Source organism: Rhodospirillales bacterium, from assembly GCA_020638175.1.
GTDB lineage: Bacteria > Pseudomonadota > Alphaproteobacteria > Micavibrionales > Micavibrionaceae > JACKJA01.
The window spans coordinates 118,845-138,428 of the sequence record JACKJA010000002.1; the positions used below are offsets into that span (position 1 = coordinate 118,845).

Consider the following 19,584-nt stretch of genomic DNA (forward strand, 5'->3'; position numbering starts at 1 on the left):
GCCTTCACACAAAAACTTTTGCACTGCAAAATTTTTTTCTTGCCATCCCCGGATTATTCATGTTTTCCTGAAAGTTCGAAACTTACAAGGAAGTCAAACCAATGCGCAGTGCATGGATGCAGATTTGCCACTCCACGACGACCGGAACCAACCGTTCCGGACGTATGCTCCCGTGCGTCGGTTTTAAGGCCAATAACGGCAACTATAAACCATTTAACGGTAGAAAAGGGCTGACTTCCTAGGTTTCAAACAAAACTGTCAGCCCCACAATCCGAAGGGCTGACAGGCAAAACTCTCCAAAAATATTTCAGAGTCGCATTGTCCGCCTTTCAAAACGAAGAAAGGAGAAAGACGATGGACTATTCATTCGATTATTTCGAGCCGTTACCGGCCCCGTCTTCCGGATCATTGGATCCGGAGGAAATCGAATTGCTCGCCCTGATCGGCGCGCTGGAAAGCTAACCCCCTTAATTTTTGGAGAAAACAAATGAACAAACGACGATGGCATATACGAAAGGCCGAACATAAAGACGCAGGAGCATTACTGGACCTGGCGCGGGAACTTGCCGCTCATCATGGCGACCGGGCCATGGCGGATCAACAACGTCTGGAAAGACTACTGGATGAAAAGCAGAAACTTTGCACCGTACTGGTCATAGAAGACGAGACGGGAAACCTGCTGGGTTTTTCCGCGGGCCACCGGACAGTTGAATTCCAGCATGGCCGCCAAGGGTTTGAAATCCAGAATTTTATGATGCGCTTCCAGAACCGCCGCCGCGGCCACGGACGAAAGCTGATGAAAGCTACCGCCGCCGAAGCCGTGCATCAGGGTGCTGAAAAAATCAAGCTGGGCGTCATGAAAGACAACTGGACGGCGCGCGCTTTTTACATGCGCCTCGGCTTTACCGAGAAAAACGCCGGGGAAACAGGCGTGCGCTGCACGCTGGAAGGCAAGGCTCTGCAAGCCCTGCTGAACGATGACGAAGATGTCCGATATACGGGCTATAGCCACCAGGGCACCGCCTATACCGGTGCCTTGATCGCTGTGGCTTATTACAAACAGGAAACAAAACGATGAAAAAAGAAAACATATCCATCCGCGCCTTGGGCGAAGGTGACTGGCAAATATTCCGCGATTTGCGGCTGAAAGCCCTGCAAACCGATAGCGCTGTGTTTTCCAGCACCTATGAACAGGAAAAAGACAATGACGAGAACGACTGGAAATCATGGTTTGCGGAAGGAAAGCGCGTCTTTGGCCTGTTTGATGGTAAGCGCATGATCGGTTTGACCGGAGTTTTTACCCGGCGCGAAGATCAATCCGGCCGCACGGGCATTATGGCCGCCAGCTACATCGAAAAAGAATATCGCGGCTATGGCCTGTCTCGCCTCCTGTACGAAGCAAGACTGGATTGGGCTCGGCAATATCGGCAATGGGACAGGCTGGTTATTTCCCACCGCAAAAGCAACGAGGTTTCCCGCCGCGCCAACCAGGCTTTCGGATTCAAATATACCGGATCCGCCCTGAAAAACTGGCCGGACGGAAAACAGGAAGAAGAAATGAAATATGAGCTGGATTTAAACGAACTGAGAAAAGGAGAATCTCATGACCGCCGCTATAAACTTTGAAAACCCGATCCTGATTGATCTGCCCCTGCCGATCATAACGCCGCGGCTTATGATCCGGCCCGTGATGCCGGGTGACGGCGCCGCGCGCGCACAAGCGGTAAAGGAGACCTTTGACCAGCTCCACAAAACCATGATCTGGGCCACCAAAATCCCGACGATCGAAGAATGCGAGCAACGAGCAAGGGAAATGTATGCAAAATTTATCCGGCGCGAAGATCTGGAAATGAGCGGTTTCGAACGAAGCGGCAATCGCCTTGCAATCATGACAGGTCTCGTCCGCAATGACTGGCATCGCCGTGAATTTGAAATCGGGTTCTGGGTGCCTGCCAGCATGCAGGGCAAAGGCTATGCCACCGAGGCAACCAACGCCCTGACCCGTTATGCGTTTGAAGTCTTGCAGGCTCGGCGAGTCAAAATAACCCATAGCGCCGACAACCCGCGCTCAAAAGCCATAATAGAAAAACTCGGCTTTAGCCACGAAGGCGTACTGACCAATGCCCACATAGTTGCCGATGGCACCATGTGCGATACACACATTTATGCCCGTACGAACACAGAAAACCTGCCGGATTTGAGCGTCCGATGGGGTGAGGAGAAACTATGAACGCCGTACAAACGATAAAAAATTATCATGGCCAATTCGTCGACGCCCACCCGGTCCGGCGCAATGTCATGCTGCTCAATACTTTTGCAGTATTGCGTAACGCGGTGTTCGTACTGCCGATCATCGTGCCGTACTACAATCATATTGGACTGACGTTCCAGCAATTCCTGATCGGGGAAGCCGTCTTTGCCACCGTCATGGTCTTGATGGAGGTTCCCTCGGGCTGGATCGCCGATATCTGGCGCCGCAAGCACACGATTGCGCTGGGCGTAATTATCGACGCCTTTGCCTTATATTTGCTGATGATCGCCGACAGTTTCTGGATGACAGTTCTGGCACAGGGCGTGATGGGGCTGGGCCTGAGCCTGTGTACCGGTACGGTTTCGGCCTTGCTCTATGACTCGCTGGCGGAATACCGTATGCAGGGCACGTTCCGCAGGCTGGAAGGCCTGCGGCACGGGCTGGGCATGTACGCGGTCGGCGGCGCTTCGCTGGTCGGCGGTTTCCTGTATCAGATCGATCCGCATCTGCCGTTTATCTTTGATATCGCCAGTTGCCTGCTGGCTGTTCTCTGCGCCTTGCTGGTCATCGAACCACGCCGGATCAAGGAGGAAATCCGGGGCAACGCTCTGATTGACATGGCAAAAACGCTGAAATACGCGCTTCACGGTCATAAAGAGGTCGCCTGCATTATCCTGTTCATGGCGATCTTGTTTGGCGCGACAAATGTTGGCATGTGGACCCAGCAGCCTTACTACATCGCGCTGGGGCTCAGCGAAGCGTGGTTTGGCGTATTCACAGCCATCGGCTTTGCCCTGAGCGGCATGGCCGGACATTTCGGCCATGTTCTGGAACGCAAAACCAAAAACGGTAGAATTCTGCCGTTGATCTGGCTAACGGTTGCATCCTGTTATCTGATAAGCGGTATAGCGTTGGGCTATCATGCGATTGCCTTGCTGTTCTGCTCGTCGATTTCGTACGGGTTAACGTTCCCGATCATTCAGGACGCCATCAACCGTCGTGTCGCCAGCGCCCGGCGCGCAACAATCATCTCGACCGCCAATTTGTCGGCCCGGATGATTTTTATCCCGCTGAGCTTCATTGTCGGCGGCATAGCCGATAACTATGGCATAACCTACGCCTTGCTGATTTTAGGTGGGTTTTTAGTACTCGGCGGCGGATTTGCCGTCGGCTGCCTGAAAAAACACAATATCAGCTAGGACGCCGTATCCGCGATCGAGGGCAAAACAGATTTATGCACCTTGGTCGCGGCCAGCGCTTTGGTCACGTAAATCACGAAAATCGCTACGAAAATATGCCACAGGAAATGCGTCCCGATTGGAAGCTGTAAACACAAATAAAGATCGACACTCCGGAAAGCCAGCCCGAAGAACAAGGCATACGCCCCGGCCAGCAAATAAACGGTCGCCTGTTCGTAACGTGGCTGGATGGCCAAAGCCACCAAGGACAGAAACAACAAAGCCGGCAAGAAAGCGCCGCCCTGCTGGGGCAACCAGGGAACAGCTGAATCGCGCAGCCAGGCGCTAAAAAATATCAAAGCTGTCACGGTGATGAGCGAAGCCCAGAGCGGCCATTTCAATATATTGTTACACAGCATCGTAACAACCAGAGCCATCAACATATAAATAGCAATAATATCAAATCCGAAAGCCAGACGGTCCAGCGTACCGTGCCACATCATGCCCGATACCCCCAGAACAAACAGGACCACCGCCGCCACCTGATGAAAGTCAGAACTCTCGTCATCGCGCTGAAGCCAGATCGCGATGGCGGCAATCCAGAAGGCCAGACAACTCAGGGCATTAAACGGTTCGGCAATCGGACCGGATGCAATTTCACAGTAAGAGTGATAGGGCAGCGAAAAATCAAACATGGGCAACCTCTTGTAAAAGAAGGACGCTTGGTAAAAAACCATGTGATTTTATCACGGTTGCTCTGGAAACAAAAATGGGAAAAACCATGGTCGTGCTCAAAGAACCGTCCGCCCCGAACGCATTGTTCCCCCGCCAATGACACTTTATGGCTTAAATTATATGAGATACGTATCTCATGGTATGAATTTAATATAATTACTAATAGTTTGTTTTTCAAAAGAAATTATTTAAAAAACATCCAGATCAATCATCACCGGCACATGATCGGAAGGCTTATCCCAGTCCCGCGCTTCGGTCAAAATGTCATGGCTTTTAAGGTAAGAAACCAGAGGCCCGGTCACCCAGATATGGTCCAGTCGCCGTCCCCGGCTCGACTTTTTCCAGTCACGATTACGATATGACCACCAGCTATAGCTTTTTTCTTCCTCCGGCACGAAATGGCGGATCGCATCATGCCACGCCAAAGATTTTTGCATCTTCGCAAGTTTTTCAACCTCAATCGGCGTATGGGAAACCACTTTCAAAAGCTGCTTGTGCGACCAGACATCATGCTCCAGCGGCGCAATATTGAAATCCCCCAGCACCACCAGCGGATCATCGGGCTTGTAATTCGCCTTAAACCAGCCCGTCATTTCGTCGACAAAGCCAAGTTTGTGCGCAAACTTGTCGTTGATCGCCGGATCGGGTTCATCCCCGCCGGCCGGAATATAAAGACAGTGGATTTCCAAAGGCTTTGAAAACGATCCAACATCCAGCTTAACGGCCACGTGGCGGCAATCTTCCTTACCCACCCGGTGATAAATCTCGGTCGTATCAAAGGGGATCTTGGAAAGAATCGCCACCCCGTTATAACTTTTCATGCCATGAATATGCGTATGCGGATACCCAGCCCCCACAACATCCATCAACGGAAAATGTTCATCCGGAGTTTTGGTTTCCTGTAAACAAATAACATCGGGGTCGCATTCCTTTATAACCCTCTTCAGTAAATCAATCCGCAACCGCACCGAATTGATATTCCATGTTAAAATTCGCAAAAACGATCTCCTCTCGTCAATAACCGGCAAAATACAGGGCATACGCCAAAATCAGGGCCGGAATCGCCGTATAAAGCGTTGCAAGAACCGCCGTTTTCGGGGCCAGAGCAATCGCCGGGAACAGGGCATCCCCGTCATTACTGATGGCATTGCCAATCTGGGCGGAAAACGGGATCAATCCGCCCAGATAAAGCGTTGTGACAATAATCTGCGGCCCACAACCGGGAATAAAACCCACTAAAACCCCCAGCAACGGTACAAAGGCAGAAGCCGTATCGAACATTTTCGCCAGATCCAGCCCGCTCCATAGCATCGTCAATTCAAAGGCCATAAAGGCCACAATCACCCACGTCGTCACAAAGCTGGTTTCAAAGATAATCCGGTTGCGATTTTTTACAAACGTACGGCACGCCGGATGCGCCGCCAGATTAACAATCGAAAACCCTTTATCCGGCAACATCACCCATATCCACAAACAATAAAGGCCGCCGATAAACCCTATCCAGTGTGTCGGCGCCAGCCCCGCCAGAGGCCCAAACCATAAATCCGTATTCACCTGAAACGCGGCGCCACCCCCCAGAACAATGCCGGGGACCAGCAGCCCGTACCAGCTCCTCAAGGTTACGGCTTTATAATTAACCAGCGCACCGCAACGAATACGGAAATCCGGAAAATCTTGTAATTTCGTTCGCAGGAAATTCCGCCCATGAATTTTCTCAACGATTAATCCGGTGGCCGTACCGGCCACAACGCTTACCGCCATCACCAGCAATGCCGTGCCCGGCGCACGCGCCAGTAACAAAAAAGCAGCATCGCCCATCGTCGCGGTCAAAACCGCAACCATAGAGCCAAACCCGATCCGCCCCAGCACATACTGGGTAATCACGATAATCGCCCCGCCACACCCCGGCAACGCACCTACCAGCGCGGCAAGCGGCACCTGCCAACGCTCATGGCGTTTCAAGGCATGCGCCACGTCCAGCCGTAAATAATGTTCGAGATAATAGAAAATAATCAGGGTCATCCCGACAAAAGAACTGACCTGGATATAGGCATCCGACAGAGCGCCCTGTACCGCGTTTCGGGTGGCCTCGGGCGCCGCAAAAGAAACGATCAGCAACAAAAACCATAACGCCGCCTTCCATTCCCGACGATCGATATAGCGGCTTAAACCGGACTTTGGCGTTATTTCGTTCACACAAACCTATACGAAGCGGAATATAAAAATGGATCAGTTTTAAGTTCCCGGCAGATTCTGAGAAATTCTCCGCTTAACCGGAAACGGCAAAACCCTAAAACGGCAAATCCATACCCGCCGGCAACCCCAGCTCACTCATCATTTTTTGGGTCTCTTCACCCAGACGGGAATCTGCATTGGCGCGGGCCGTATTCATCGCCGCCATAATCAGATCTTCCAGCGTTTCCTTATCCGCCGGGTTAATAACATCCGGGGAAATATCAATCTTGCGGACTTCGCCCTTGCAGGTCATCGTCACATTAACCATACCGCCGCCAGAACTGCCCGTTACTTCCTGCTGCGCCAGCTCTGCCTGCATTTGCTCCATGCGCTCCTGCATGACTTTGGCCTGTTTCATCATCTGCTGTAGGTTCATAGTGTCCTCTTTTATTGTTTATTGTTTGGAATTGAGTTTGATCTTCGTATCCGGAAACGCCCTGAATATTTCCGCCACCACCGGGGTTTCCATGATTTCCGCCATCAGCGCCGCGTCTTCCTGTGCCTTGATCTCTGCCAAGGTCGCCGCGCCCGGCGCGCTTGAAATCGACACCATCCACTGGTTTCCGGTCAAAGAAATCAGGGCATTACGAAGGTTCTGGGCCAGTTTGGGATCAGCCTGCGGCTCGACCCGCATCTCGATCATGCCCTCTTTCATTTTGACCAAATGCGCATAGTGGAAAACATGACCGGCCAGAATCATCTCCCGGTTTTGCTCCAGCAACGCCACCACATCGGCCAGGGTTTCCAGTTTCTCGACAGGGGCAGGCTGAACTTGCGAGGCACTAACAACACCGCCGCCAACCGCCATCGCCACCGGCTCCAGTGTCCGCTCCGCCTGCGTCGCCCGCGGAACGACAGGCGCGCCACTATCCGCTGGCTGGTCTTTCAGCTTTTTCAGCAAATCAGAGGGATCCGGCAAATCCGAAGCATAGGCCAGCCGGATCAAAATCATCTCGGCGGCAGCCTGCGGATTGGGCGCTGTGTTTACCTCGTTCACACCCTTGAGCAAAATCTGCCATGCCCGCCCCAGCGTCGGCATCGAAAGCTGCGAAGCCAGATCTTTGGCCCGCGCCAGAGTGTCGGGCGCCACCGCCGCATGGGTTTCCTGCATATCCGGCACCGCCCGCAATTTAGTCAGGAGATGCGTGAAATCCAGAAGATCACTCATCAACACCGACGGGTCGCCGCCACTGCGATATAGCTCCTCGGCAATATTCAGCGCTTCTTTACACTGGCCCTTTACGGCGTGCTCAAGAACATCCATCACCCGCGCCCGATCAGCCAGCCCCAGCATATCCTGAACCTGCTGTGCGCTCACCGCCCCGTCGGACAGGGAAATCGCCTGATCCAGCAAAGACAAACCATCACGCGCCGAACCATCCGCCGCGCGGGAAATCAAGGCCAGCGCATCGTCATCAACGCTCACCCCTTCTTGCGCGGCAATCGTTTTGTAATAAGCCGCCAGCGTTTCCGCATCAATCCGGCGCAAATCAAAGCGCTGGCACCGCGACAGCACCGTCACAGGCACCTTGCGAATTTCCGTGGTCGCGAAAATAAATTTGACGTGCTCCGGCGGTTCTTCCAGCGTTTTCAGCAGCGCGTTAAACGCCGCCTTGGAGAGCATATGCACCTCGTCAATGATATAGACCTTATAGCGCGCCGATGTCGGGGCATAACGCACACCATCGAGAATCTCACGAATATCGTCTACCCCGGTACGCGACGCCGCATCCATTTCGATCACATCCGGATGCCGGTCGGCAGAAATGGCCTGGCAAATCTCGCAGTCATCGGTCGGCCCGGTCGTGGGGCCGGCTTTGCCGTCCGGCCCGGTATAGTTCAGCGCCTTGGCAATGATCCGCGCCGTCGTGGTCTTACCCGTCCCGCGAATCCCCGTCAGCATGAAAGCATGCGCAATCCGGCCACTTTCAATCGCATTGGTCAAAGTCCGTACTAACGCATCCTGACCAACCAGCTGCCCAAAATTCTGGGGCCGGTACTTGCGCGCCAAAACGCGATACGCTGTTGATTGCTTTGTTTCAGAATCAGACATAAACCCTGTCTAGCGTGATTCCCGCCTGATCGCAACGAGCTTTCTGGTTAAGACGGCGCTCTTCCACGTCTTTCAAGGCTGCTTCTTGTCAGTGTATAGCCTTATCTTCTTTATGCTTTGATCAAAAGTCTGGCCGTCAAACTTATGCCGCCAGCCGCGCCCACTTGCGAGCAACCGGCATATCCATTTTACGTGCCAATTTTTCAAGTTCTCTGGCCTGTTTAATGATTTTTCTCTCCGTGCTCTGGCCAATCTGGCGCACCACGGTCCGAACAAACAAAGTCTCGTCCGGGTTAAGGGGAGAACCGTTTGCGTGGTTTTGAAAGATATCGTGCAATCGCGCCTGACGACTGTCTCTGGGGCGTACAACATCACGAAATAATGAAGCCATCCATCCACCCGTGCGTTCATCTTCCTTGTCATCCCCGATCTTGTCAAAGTGCGAGGTAAGAAATTTCTGCTGCCGTTCACTCAAAGGATCATTTTTTTCCAGTTTTCGCATCACAGAATTCAGCCGTTTGTGACTCCGCAAATGTCGGTCCATTTTCTTTTGCCGGGCCTGATACTCTGCGCGCACGACATTCCGCTTTTCAAAAGGCCATGCCAAGGAGCGCTCCTGTTTTCCCGGCCACGTTCTGTGGGCATGACGAATGATAATATTGGCATAGCGCATAAAAGGTTTCAGATCATCCGGCAAAGGATCGTCGGCTTCCGGCAGCTCTGTCATTCCCTTCTTTTCCCGGTCAATGCGGTAATCAACGATTTTATGCTCTCCGTTTTCCTTGAACATCAGGAACGTGCAGCTTTCAACCCAGTCGCCATCGTTAAGTAAATGCAGCGTCTTTGAATTCTCCGGTTTCCGGTAATCGGACTGCCACGCCTTCCAGATCGGAAGGATGCTTTTGGTTTTATCCGATTCCCCCGCCGTATGCGTATGACCGAAAATAATGCCATCGACATTTTTCTCGATAGCCTTTTGCCACAACTCATTGCGCAAAAGGCGGGTGCTTTCACCAACATCAAAAGCAAAATCGATGACCTTTTTAATCCCTTTCTTAACCGCCGCAACAGGCGATACATGCACACCCAACAACCGATAGGACGAATTGGAGATCAGCTTCCCGGTCGAGACAAAGAGATCGTACACCAAACTCCCGAATTGACTGACCGGGCGAGCAACCAGCACTTCCAAAGCCTTTTCGGCCATATTTTTCTGACGGGAAGAATAATTATCGCCATGCCCAACGAGATATGTTTGGGACATATCACCCGGCGTCGTGTAAAGCGCATCTTCGGCAACCGTGATGTTTTGCATCCACTTTTGTTTCCATTGGCGTCCGAAAAGTTGATCGAGACGCCACTTTTCATCATGGTTTCCGGGAATAAAAGTAACCTTGGTGTTATTGGATGCTTTGGCCAGAATAAGCGCGATAACGCGCTTTTGCATTTCATCAAAAGCCTTTTCCTTGGCGGCTTCCATTTCCCAGCCCCCGAAAAAATCCCCAACGATGTAGAGTTCTTCCGCATCCGTATGAAGAAGCATCTCATACAGATACTCCGCCGACGAAATATTGGACCCCAGATGAACGTCAGAAATAAAAGCCGATTTCGCCTTGTACAGAGGATCTGGCGTGGCCGTAAAAATCATCCCCGTGGTGCTCCCTTAACAAAGTTTCTTTTTAAGGGCTATTTACAGAAAAAGGAGCGGGAGGGGCAAGAAGATTCTCACCCACAAGGCAACTTTTTTATGTCATAAAAAGGGAAAGTGGAAGATCGGACACGACCCGATGAAATTCACTTGCGGCTGCTACCTCTCGGTCCTGACCGGGTTCGGCGAGACACCGCCCGCGCCGACCTTCCGGATAGAGGATATAGCCACTATGACACAGAAATGCAAGCGTTATGGCACGCGGCTCTAAAAGAGTTGCAGCCCCATCGCCGTCAAAACGCCAACAACACACACTAAATCAAGTAATTGAGAAAACAGAATAATCATGGGAACCCTCCTGAGAGGAAAAAAGTGAACGTCAAAGACAAGGCTATATAAATCCTGAAAGGATAAAATTTAGTTAAAATTTTAGGATTTTGATAAAAAAATCAAAAATGTCGTAAATCAGCCCCGCATCAATGCTTGCAAAACCCCCGAAAAAGCATTATCAACACCATTGCCTTTCGGCTTCCTCGTGGCAAGCCGCTGTAGCTCAGTGGTAGAGCAACGCATTCGTAATGCGTGGGTCGGGTGTTCAAATCACCCCAGCGGCACCATTTCCCGCCATTTTTTTAAAATTCACCCCGCCTTATTAGACCTTATTACGCCTCAAGCGTTTTTGGAGGCGCTAAAAACTATTTGTGCTGTCTTACCGTGAGTTGTCAACTCTACCAAAGACGATAAAATTATTTATGATTTTAAAGAGAGAAACTCGAAGCCTAAACCAAAAACATTAACTATATTGCTATGATTTCATGAGACTAAAGGTTATGTGTTAGCAATCATGAATTGTTTAAGAGCTTTCATTATAGCTATTTTGTTCCTCTTGCATGGAGTGACTTCTGCATGGGCGGAAGGTATTGATTATACGGTATCTATCAGCGGCATCGAAGACAACGGGTTGGAAAACAGCCTGAAGGAAAAAGCTTTTCTTTTTAAACTGGCCGACAAAAAGCCGGAAACGGCAGCAGCGCTTAATCGACGGATCAAAAACGACCTGAAGACCTTTAAAGCCGTAATGGAAGAAAACGGATATTATGGCGCAGTATTGGATTACACACTTCAAGAGGAAAACAACAGAAAACATATTATCCTCACAATCGATCCGGGGCAAATTTATACGATCACCGAATTTATCTTGCGTTGGCCGGACGGCGAGCCAGCAGATGTTGAAGTATTGTCCGCGTTAAAGCTCCCTGTCGGCGAACCTGCACTACCCGGCACCATTCTGGATACGGAACAAACGATCCTGACCACCCTGATGCAAAACGGCTTCCCTTTCCCGCAAACAAGCGGCAGAAAGCTGTCCGTCAATCATACAAAAAAAAGCGTGTCGGCGGAGCTGTTCCTTGATCCCGGCATGATAGCACGCTTTGGACCTTTCCAGATCACAGGGCTCAAGCGCGTAAAAGAGGCTTTTGTCGAAAGGCGGATCAGATGGCAGGAAGGTGAGGTTTTCAACATTCAAAAAATCGCCAGTACGCGCAAGGCTTTAACGCGAAGTGGTGTTGTGTCAAGTGCTGACATTCAGTACGGCGAAATTGCACAAGACGGACAAGTACCGGTTACTCTAGATATCAGGGAGAGCAAACATCGTAGTATCGGCGCGGGTGCAGCCTATTCTACAACACTTGAACTGGTTGGCAATGTATTTTGGGAGCACCGTAACCTGTTCGGACAAGCTGAAAAACTAAGAGTGAAAGCGGAAGGTGGTACCGCAACATATGCGCTAGGAGCCGATTTAAACAAACCCGATATGTTTGGCAACACCAATCTGAGTTGGCAAAATTCAGCCGAGTTCCGGCAGGAATTTCTCGAAGCCTATGATAAGGATACGGCTTCACTCAGCACAGCTCTGAATTACAAATATTCTGCCACATCCGCCGTTTCGAGCGGCGTTACGATTGAACGCAGCCGGATTAAAGAAGAAGGTAATCCCGAACAGATTTTCACCCTTCTGGCTCTGCCGTTGACGTATCGCTATGACGGCACAGACGACTTGCTTGATCCGCGTGAGGGCATCCGCGCCAATATCGGCGTCACGCCCTATCAGGTATTGAATGAACAAAACAGTTTTATCAAAGTGGATGCCGGGCTTAGCCATTATTTGCCTGTAGGGAAACGCTTCGTTTGGGCCAATCGGGTAAGAGCGGCTGTGGTCCAAGGGCAGACGCTGGAAGATGTTCCGGCAGACAAGCGACTTTATGCCGGAGGAGGAGGTTCCGTACGTGGCTATGGATATCAGCTTTTGGGACCGCTGGATGAAAACAACAACCCGACCGGCGGACGCATGGCTTTCGAGGTGGGGACCGAAGGGCGTTTTAAAATCACAGAAACGATAGAAGGTGTGGCTTTCCTTGAGGGCGGGCGGGTCAGCGAAGATTCGGAACTTAACAGTAATGCGGATTTCCTTTGGGGGACAGGCAGCGGCGTGCGTTATCACACTCCCATCGGTCCGCTACGCGTAGATTTGGCGGTACCTTTGGATAAACGGAAGCCAGATGATGCTTTCCAGTTCTATATCAGCTTGGGGCAGGCTTTTTAGATGAAAAAACACGCTTTGAGAATACTGGCATGGATTACAGGGGTAGTTTTGTCGCTGGCCGTTTTGGCTGTTACGACTTTTGCGCTCACTCTGTCGTGGTTGGGTAGCGCTCCGGGCCGCGAGTGGATTGCACAGCAGGTGGAACAGCGCGCCAGCAACGATAATTACAGGGTAGGACTTGATGATATCAGGACTCTAAATAACAGGAAGATCGTGCTCGGCACCATTACGTTGAGCGACAAAAATGGTGTTCTGGCCACCTTCAAAGATATTCGCATTGACTATATGGCCGAAGCCTTTTTGACAGGCGGCGTTCATATCAATGATCTGGATGTTGGAGAAGTTTTCATTTACCGGTTGCCTGCCGAACAAAAAACGGACAGTCCTAAATTTTATTTGCCGGAGATACCCGATCTTCGTATTGGCCATTTTCATGCACAAACGATTACGTTGAATCAAGATTTTACCGGGCGGGAAGAAAAATTGTCTCTGGAAGGGGGGCTATCCCTTTCGCCTTCTATCACCGGTAGCATTCTTGAAATCAGCCTTCTGGATAAAATTGCGGGCGAAAAACTGGCGGATATCCTGCTTAATTTGAAAGATAGGGAAACGCTGTCTTTACGCTCTCATATAGCGGATAAAAGCAATGGCATCATTGCTCGCCTGAGCGGCATGCCTGCCGTGAATATTGATCTGGACGGCAGCGGAACGGCCAGAGAGTGGGCGGGTGAATTCACCGCGGATCTGGGTGATGTGCTGGAAAGCAAAAGCAGTGTTGCGATTGACTTAACCGGGAAAACGCCCGTTATTAAAGTTAAAGGAAAAACGCGTTATGGGGAGCTTATAGCAGACGGCGATGCACGTCTCACCTTAGACACCAAAAAGAAACAGGCGCTTATCTCTTTTTCGGGAACGCTGCAAACACCAGGTGTAACCCTGAAAAATTTGCAGGCGGAAACACGTATTGAAGAAGACAAAACCCTTTTTGTAGCCGGGAAAACGAACACGGTTATTCTGAATGAAACGGGCAAGGAGCTTAGCGTTCTGAAGCAGGCTGTTTTTGAAGGCACGGCAAAAATTCTGAAAGATAAAATCAGCATAGGAAAAAGCACCCTTCAAACATCGCTTTTTGAAGCTTCGGCGCAGGGCAGTATTGATATGGGCAAACGAGCTTTAAACCTGACTGTGCAGGGCAACGTTTCTGCTTTAGCGCATTTTGTTCCTGATTTAAAGGGAGCGGCCCAAGGCCGCATGTCCTTCATAGGTACCTATGAACCATTAGCGCTGGAAGCTCCGGTAGAAATCAACACGACAGAGTTTTCTATGTCTCAGTCTGATGCTGACGCCCTTCTGGGAACGAAGCCTCATCTAAAAGCTAAGCTATCATACAGGAATGAAAGTTTGACTATTGCAGATGGCATTTTAACAGGCGCAAATGACCAAACACTTACATTTTCCGGCACGTTCAAAAACAACCAAACGGACCTGATTTTAGCAACGCATTATCTGGATAATGACTTGAAAACGAACCTGAGTATCAAGGAAGATATCATTACTTTCCAAGATGTTAGCGCGCAAGGGCCTGTCGGCACGATCAGCGGAAAAGCTGCATACGATATTGCCCGAAACAATCTGCAAGCATCACTGGCTCTAAAATCCGATGAAAAGACGGCAGTTTCTCTTGCCTTGTTCGGGCCAGTGGATCATCTCACCGGCAAAGGTACTTTAGAAGGTGAAGGCGCTTTCCCTTACAGATTTGATTTTGAAGGTGCACTCCAGAAAATAGGAGTAAGGGTAAACAGTTTCGCGGGTGCTTACGGCCCGAATAAAATCAACCTGAAAAACCCGGCAGATATTGCGTTTACAGATAATGGAGTGGCCATCACAAGCATGATCATCGGCTTGAATGATGGAACATTTACAGCAACGGGCTCGTTTGGACCGCAGAATTTCAATGCCGATATTATCGCTGAGAACATCCCGGCCGATCTTGAAATATTTCCCTTTCTTTTTAACGGACGCATAGAGGGCGCTATCGCTCTGTCTGGTTCGTATAAAAACCCGGAAGGAAAAGCGCAGCTCACGCTTAAACGCATCGCCATCCCTGGTATCGAAGATACGCAAGACCGTTATGTGGATGGTACGGTAAAGGCGCGTTACAAAGATAACATCCTACAGGCGCATACCGATTTACAAGGTCCGACGGGTTTGCAGTTTAATGCAGATGGCAATCTGCCCTTAACCATTGTTCCCCTCTCTATTCCTTTTGAAAAGCCTGTTCAGGCAACATTGAAAAGCCGTGTTGATTTGCGGGCCTTGACGATCCTGCTCGGATTTGATGAACAGCGTATTACAGGACACTCAACACTGGACATAACCCTGTCTGGAACTTTTGACAAACCTATCATAAAAGGCGTTGGCACTTTACGAAATGGTACATACGATAATCTTTTGTTGGGAACGATGCTCAAGGATATTAGCGCGGATATCAGCGCCGATACAAACCGCTTGATCTTGACAAGCCTTGAAGGAAAGGACGCCAACGGCGGTCGTTTTAGCGGTTCCGGCCATGTTGAACTTAGAGATATCCAGAATCCAATCTATGATTTTTCACTGGACACAGACCATCTGCAACTTGTTAATCTCGACCGTATGGGCTTAACCGCCAGTGGCAATTTAAAGAGTTCCGGAGATAAGGATCAGGCCCGCATCAAGGGCAGTATAATAGTCAATGCGGCGGAATATTATATCGGGAAAATCATCGGCACCAGTTCTCTAGACAGTTTTGAAATCGTCGAAGTCAACGGCACTGAGACGACGAACGACACATCGGAAAAGCCAATGGAAGGACCGGAAATCACTCTGGCCGTTAATATTGAGGCTCATAACAACGTTTTTGTGCGCGGTCCCGATCTGGAAACAGAATGGAGCGGTAATCTGACTGTGTCCGGCACAACCAAATATCCTGCCTTGAGCGGCAAAATGAATTTGATCCGGGGAAATTTTCAGCTTCTGGACACACCGGTAACTTTGTCCAAGGGCGCAGTAAGTTTTGTCAATCCCGATCCGGCCAATCCTATTATTGATGTCGCCGGAACGATTAAAGGGCGCGAGATGGATGCTATCCTGAAGATCGGCGGAGAAGCGCAAAAGCCGCAAGTTTCTGTGGCTTCTGATCCCCCTTTGCCTGAAGATGAAGTCTTGGCCAAAACCTTGTTCGGAAAGTCAATTAGCCAAATCAGTCCCGTGCAGGCGCTTCGGATTGCTCAGCTCATGGCCTATCTCTCAGGCCGCAAGGAAGCCGGGTTTGATCCGCTTAACAAAATCCGTCGGATGATTGGTATTGATACGCTTAATGTTGGACTGGATGAAGAAAAAGGCGCTACCTTATCGGTCGGGAAATACATCAATGACCGCGTTTATGTCGGGGTCGATCAGGGTACGACGCCGGAAAGTTCAGCCATCAGGACAGAAATCGAGGTGACTGATGAGATTGACGTGGAGACAACGACTGGTGCCCTTGGCGAAAGTTCAATCGGCATAAACTGGAAGCATGATTATTAGGCTAATTAAAAAAAGGATATTTTCTGTGAATATAGATAAATTACTGATGAACACACCTGCCGTCGGGGTAACCGTTGTCGGCATGGTTTCAGTTCTGTTCATCGCGGTTTTTGATTACCTAACAGGATATGAAATCAACTTTTTTATTTTTTATGCTATCCCCATTGGATTTATGACATGGTACAGAACTTGGAAAGCAGGACTACTATTTACGGTAATTTGTGCTCTGATCTGGTTCTTCGTCGATCATTACTCTGGACGGCAATACTCTCATCTTCTGGTACCGTATTGGAATGGTCTGGTACGGATAAGCTTTTTTAGTTTTGTTGTTTATGCCCTGACAAACATCAAAGATAAACTCATTTTAGAAGAACTAAATGCGGATTTCGATAGTTTAACCAGCCTATTGAACGGTAGGGGTTTTAGAGAGAGAGCCGCAACCTTATTTCTTCTCATCAGAAGAGAAAAGAACCCCTACAGCATTGCTTTTGTTGACTTGGACGACTTCAAAAAAGTTAATGACAGTTATGGCCATGCCGAAGGCGATAAGGTTTTAAGAAGCGTTGCAAAAATTATGAAGAATTCACTACGTGCTAGCGATCTTGCCTGCCGACTGGGAGGAGATGAATTTGTTATTTTTTTACCAGACACGGGGCTGGATCAAGCTAAAATCGTGATGGAAGGGCTAAAAGAAAAACTGGAAGCAATGGTTACCGATAATCATTGGCCTGTCGGCTTTAGTGTGGGAACCTGTGGCTTCAATAGCACGGAGACGAATATTGAGGACGCTATAGCCGAGGCCGACTCACTAATGTATGAAGCAAAAAAGAGCAAAAAAGGAGAGATGTTCTATAAAGATCTAACGGGGTTAAAACCTTAAAGATATGCTTGTCCGATATTGTTCTGGAAGCATGATTATTTTGAAGACAGATAAATTATTATCGAATGATTGACTCGGTAAATTATTTAATATGAAAGTGCATTTGGAGACAAAAAAGCATGGAAGAAGAATTAGAACATACCATTAACAATGCTGTACAGGATGACCCGCAGTTTTTCTTCAGAACATCAGATATTGGCCACAATATCTGTACTGTGCGGTTTTTTGTGCCTACACAGCAAGCGGCGAACATAACGCGTGATTTTCTGTCCTATGTATACAAAGCCAAGAGCAGAAAAGAAAAAAGCTGATGGAAGCTCACGCGAGTAATTTAACCGAACTGGCCCTTATTCTTGCAACTGCTTTTGCCGGAGGGGCCATACTACAACGACTCCACCAGCCCGTTTTGGTCGGCTATATCCTTGTTGGTTTTTTGTTGGGGCCGTCTGTTTTAGGGCTGGTACACGACAAACACCAAATTGAAACACTCGCAGAGCTCGGTATTTTACTGCTCTTGTTTGTCGTGGGAATGGAACTTGATCTCAAAAAATTTGCGCCAGTTTATAAAGCCGCCATCATCACGACATTGGCCCAGATTGTTTTCGCGCTAGGTTCTGCGTTTGCTTTGGGTTCGCTTTTTGATTGGCCGCTTGCCCGTGTTTTATTGCTGGGATTTGCCGTTTCGCTCAGCAGTACAGCTGTTGCGATCAAACTGCTCCAAGAAAGCGGAAAACTCAATACGGATTTGGGGCGTTCAGCTATCGGTATTTTAATCGCACAGGATATTGCCGTTATTCCTATGCTGTTGATTATAGGCGCGATGAGCGGGGGTACGATTCATCCTCTGGAATTTCTAAAAATTGTTTTGGCTATCACTTTTTTGGTCACTGTTGTTCTAATTCTTAACAAAAAACCGGAGCGGCTTTCCTATCTTATATCATGCATTCCCGCGTCAAGCCAAACAGCTGTGACCGCCCTCGCGCTATGTTTTTCAGCAGCTGCCTTGGCAGGTTTACTGGGTCTTTCTGCAGCCTACGGTGCGTTTCTGGCAGGGCTGATTATCGGCAATACCGCCGAGCGTCATATGTATGAGGAGCATATTGCCCCCATTTTTGATGTGCTGATGATGGTCTTTTTCCTCTCAGTCGGATTGTTGATCGATCTTGATTTTCTGATTGAAAAAATCTGGCGCGTTCTGGCTTTGCTCGGCGTGATTATGGTTCTCAAAACGGTTATCAATGTGTTTATTTTGCGTGCTCTTGGATATTCTAAAAGAAGCGCTTTTGTGATGGGAGCGATATTAGGACAAATTGGAGAATTTTCGTTTGTTTTGGCAGCACTGGGATTGTCTACAGCTTCTATCCTGCCTGAGGCCTATAACTATGTTATTTCGGTGATTGCGCTTAGCCTGATTATTACACCGCTATGGCTATACTTGATACGGCGCTTGTGGATTCTGAAATGGCAGCATGCTCGCCTGAGCAGGGGTAAGAAAGCGTCAACACAAGTTTGACAGACATATGATGTGTATACGGTAAAAAGGCTATAAAAACGCAGAGAGGTCTTAATTAAGCTTGTGAGGTACAGAAAAAGCCGTCGAATAGCTACAAATTAATTGCTTGAAACTGTATTGCTTTCCCTTCTCGCTTTTCACGCACAACCTAATTATTGTTATTTACCATGGAGATGGTTATATAAATTATTCTCATTATCAAAAAGGCAGCCATGAACACCCTCTGTGAAAAGCTGAAAGAAACGCCGTTATTTGCCGGCACGCCTTGTGAAACCATCCGTGACTTCATTGAACCACCGCGACTGAAAACCTGTGAAAAAGGCGAAGACCTTTTTTCTGCAGGGGACCCGGCCGACCGTTTTTTTTACGTGGTTGAGGGATGGATCAAACTCTATCGGCTATCCCGCGATGGGGACGAAGTTGTTATCGCAGTGATTGCGCCGGGGGAAACCTTTGCTGAGGCTGCCGTTTTTGGCAAGCATGCCCGCCATTTCCCGGTCAGTGCGCAAGCCGTCGAAAAAACCACCGTTCTTGAAATATCCGCCGCCCGCTTTATTGAGAAAATCAGGGATGACAGTGATTTTGCCTTGATGCTTTTAGGAAGCATTTCGCAACGGCAGCGCTATCTTGTGCAGCAGATTGAGCAACTGACGGGGCGGAGCGCCCCACAGCGGATCGGCTGCTTCCTGCTGCGCCTGTCGGGCCGCTCTGGTGGAAAGAAAGAGTTAAACATTGCCTTGCCGTATGACAAATCACTGATTTCCGCCCGTCTGAATATCAAGCCAGAGACTTTTTCGCGGGCGTTAGCCAAACTCGAAGATTACGGTGTTCACGCCAAGGGACGAACTGTCCATATAGAAGCCCCGCAAAAGCTTGCCGAGTTCTGTGAATATGACTGGCTGGAAACCGCCTGTTGATTCAT

General features: G+C 49.3%; 17 protein-coding genes, 1 tRNA gene and 1 other RNA gene. 11 read left to right on the top strand and 8 right to left on the bottom strand.

The annotated features are described in order from the left end of the window. Positions 1-487 precede the first annotated feature (487 nt). Genes H6868_00615 through H6868_00630 form a run of 4 tightly spaced genes read left to right on the top strand, consistent with a single transcriptional unit; the run spans position 488 to position 3,450 of the window. A complete protein-coding gene (locus H6868_00615) occupies positions 488-1,078 on the top strand; it encodes a GNAT family N-acetyltransferase (protein ID MCB9987816.1) in 591 nt (196 codons plus the stop codon). Beyond that, positions 1,075-1,626, top strand: a complete 552-nt coding sequence (locus H6868_00620) for a GNAT family N-acetyltransferase (protein ID MCB9987817.1) — start codon at positions 1,075-1,077, stop codon at positions 1,624-1,626. Before H6868_00615 ends, H6868_00620 begins: the two co-directional genes overlap by 4 nt. Further along, on the top strand, positions 1,604-2,230 hold the full coding sequence (locus tag H6868_00625) for a GNAT family N-acetyltransferase (protein ID MCB9987818.1): 627 nt from the start codon (positions 1,604-1,606) through the stop codon (positions 2,228-2,230). The genes H6868_00620 and H6868_00625 overlap by 23 nt, the downstream gene beginning before the upstream one ends. Further along, positions 2,227-3,450 carry an MFS transporter gene (locus H6868_00630; protein MCB9987819.1) on the top strand — a complete coding sequence of 408 codons (1,224 nt, stop codon included), beginning with the start codon at positions 2,227-2,229 and terminating at the stop codon, positions 3,448-3,450. The genes H6868_00625 and H6868_00630 overlap by 4 nt, the downstream gene beginning before the upstream one ends. Here the strand turns inward: H6868_00630 and H6868_00635 are convergent. The 7 genes from H6868_00635 to ffs form a co-directional block, all read right to left on the bottom strand. Next, the gene (locus tag H6868_00635; GenBank protein ID MCB9987820.1) at positions 3,447-4,124 is read right to left on the bottom strand and encodes a ceramidase domain-containing protein; all 678 of its coding nucleotides are present in this window, start codon (positions 4,122-4,124) and stop codon (positions 3,447-3,449) included. The genes H6868_00630 and H6868_00635 overlap by 4 nt on opposite strands. 228 nt (positions 4,125-4,352) lie before the next feature. After that, positions 4,353-5,162 carry an exodeoxyribonuclease III gene (locus H6868_00640; protein ID MCB9987821.1) on the bottom strand — a complete coding sequence of 270 codons (810 nt, stop codon included), beginning with the start codon at positions 5,160-5,162 and terminating at the stop codon, positions 4,353-4,355. 16 nt (positions 5,163-5,178) lie between these two features. Further along, positions 5,179-6,360 (bottom strand): arsenic efflux protein, encoded by a 1,182-nt coding sequence (locus H6868_00645; GenBank protein MCB9987822.1) that lies wholly within the window; start codon positions 6,358-6,360, stop codon positions 5,179-5,181. A 94-nt stretch (positions 6,361-6,454) separates the two neighbouring features. Then, positions 6,455-6,775: a YbaB/EbfC family nucleoid-associated protein gene (locus H6868_00650; GenBank protein ID MCB9987823.1), complete on the bottom strand. Its 321-nt coding sequence runs from the start codon at positions 6,773-6,775 to the stop codon at positions 6,455-6,457. An 18-nt stretch (positions 6,776-6,793) separates the two neighbouring features. Further along, a complete protein-coding gene (locus H6868_00655; protein MCB9987824.1) occupies positions 6,794-8,452 on the bottom strand; it encodes a DNA polymerase III subunit gamma/tau in 1,659 nt (552 codons plus the stop codon). A gap of 142 nt (positions 8,453-8,594) precedes the next feature. Next, positions 8,595-10,100, bottom strand: coding sequence for a UDP-2,3-diacylglucosamine diphosphatase (locus H6868_00660; GenBank protein ID MCB9987825.1), 1,506 nt, complete (start codon positions 10,098-10,100; stop codon positions 8,595-8,597). Between the two features lie 116 nt (positions 10,101-10,216). Then, an RNA gene (gene ffs / locus H6868_00665) (signal recognition particle sRNA small type) lies at positions 10,217-10,312 on the bottom strand. Between the two features lie 330 nt (positions 10,313-10,642). Between ffs and H6868_00670 the strand changes: the two genes are divergently transcribed. Together H6868_00670 and H6868_00675 are read left to right on the top strand one after the other, a co-directional pair. Continuing rightward, positions 10,643-10,717, top strand: a tRNA-Thr gene (locus H6868_00670). A 215-nt stretch (positions 10,718-10,932) separates the two neighbouring features. Then, entirely contained in the window at positions 10,933-12,705 is a 1,773-nt protein-coding gene (locus H6868_00675) for a BamA/TamA family outer membrane protein (GenBank protein MCB9987826.1), read from the top strand. Positions 12,706-12,900: 195 nt separating this feature from the next. Here H6868_00675 and H6868_00680 read toward each other — a convergent pair whose 3' ends face one another. Beyond that, positions 12,901-13,134, bottom strand: a complete 234-nt coding sequence (locus H6868_00680; protein ID MCB9987827.1) for a hypothetical protein — start codon at positions 13,132-13,134, stop codon at positions 12,901-12,903. A 252-nt stretch (positions 13,135-13,386) separates the two neighbouring features. Between H6868_00680 and H6868_00685 the strand changes: the two genes are divergently transcribed. From H6868_00685 to H6868_00705, 5 genes are all read left to right on the top strand, one after another. Then, positions 13,387-16,269 (top strand): translocation/assembly module TamB, encoded by a 2,883-nt coding sequence (locus tag H6868_00685; GenBank protein MCB9987828.1) that lies wholly within the window; start codon positions 13,387-13,389, stop codon positions 16,267-16,269. A 25-nt stretch (positions 16,270-16,294) separates the two neighbouring features. Next, positions 16,295-17,149 carry a GGDEF domain-containing protein gene (locus H6868_00690; protein ID MCB9987829.1) on the top strand — a complete coding sequence of 285 codons (855 nt, stop codon included), beginning with the start codon at positions 16,295-16,297 and terminating at the stop codon, positions 17,147-17,149. Positions 17,150-17,268: 119 nt separating this feature from the next. Beyond that, complete coding sequence (locus tag H6868_00695) at positions 17,269-17,460, top strand: hypothetical protein (GenBank protein ID MCB9987830.1); 192 nt, start codon at positions 17,269-17,271, stop codon at positions 17,458-17,460. After that, entirely contained in the window at positions 17,460-18,662 is a 1,203-nt protein-coding gene (locus tag H6868_00700; protein ID MCB9987831.1) for a cation:proton antiporter, read from the top strand. Before H6868_00695 ends, H6868_00700 begins: the two co-directional genes overlap by 1 nt. 212 nt (positions 18,663-18,874) lie before the next feature. Next, positions 18,875-19,579: a Crp/Fnr family transcriptional regulator gene (locus tag H6868_00705; protein ID MCB9987832.1), complete on the top strand. Its 705-nt coding sequence runs from the start codon at positions 18,875-18,877 to the stop codon at positions 19,577-19,579. Positions 19,580-19,584 lie beyond the last annotated feature (5 nt).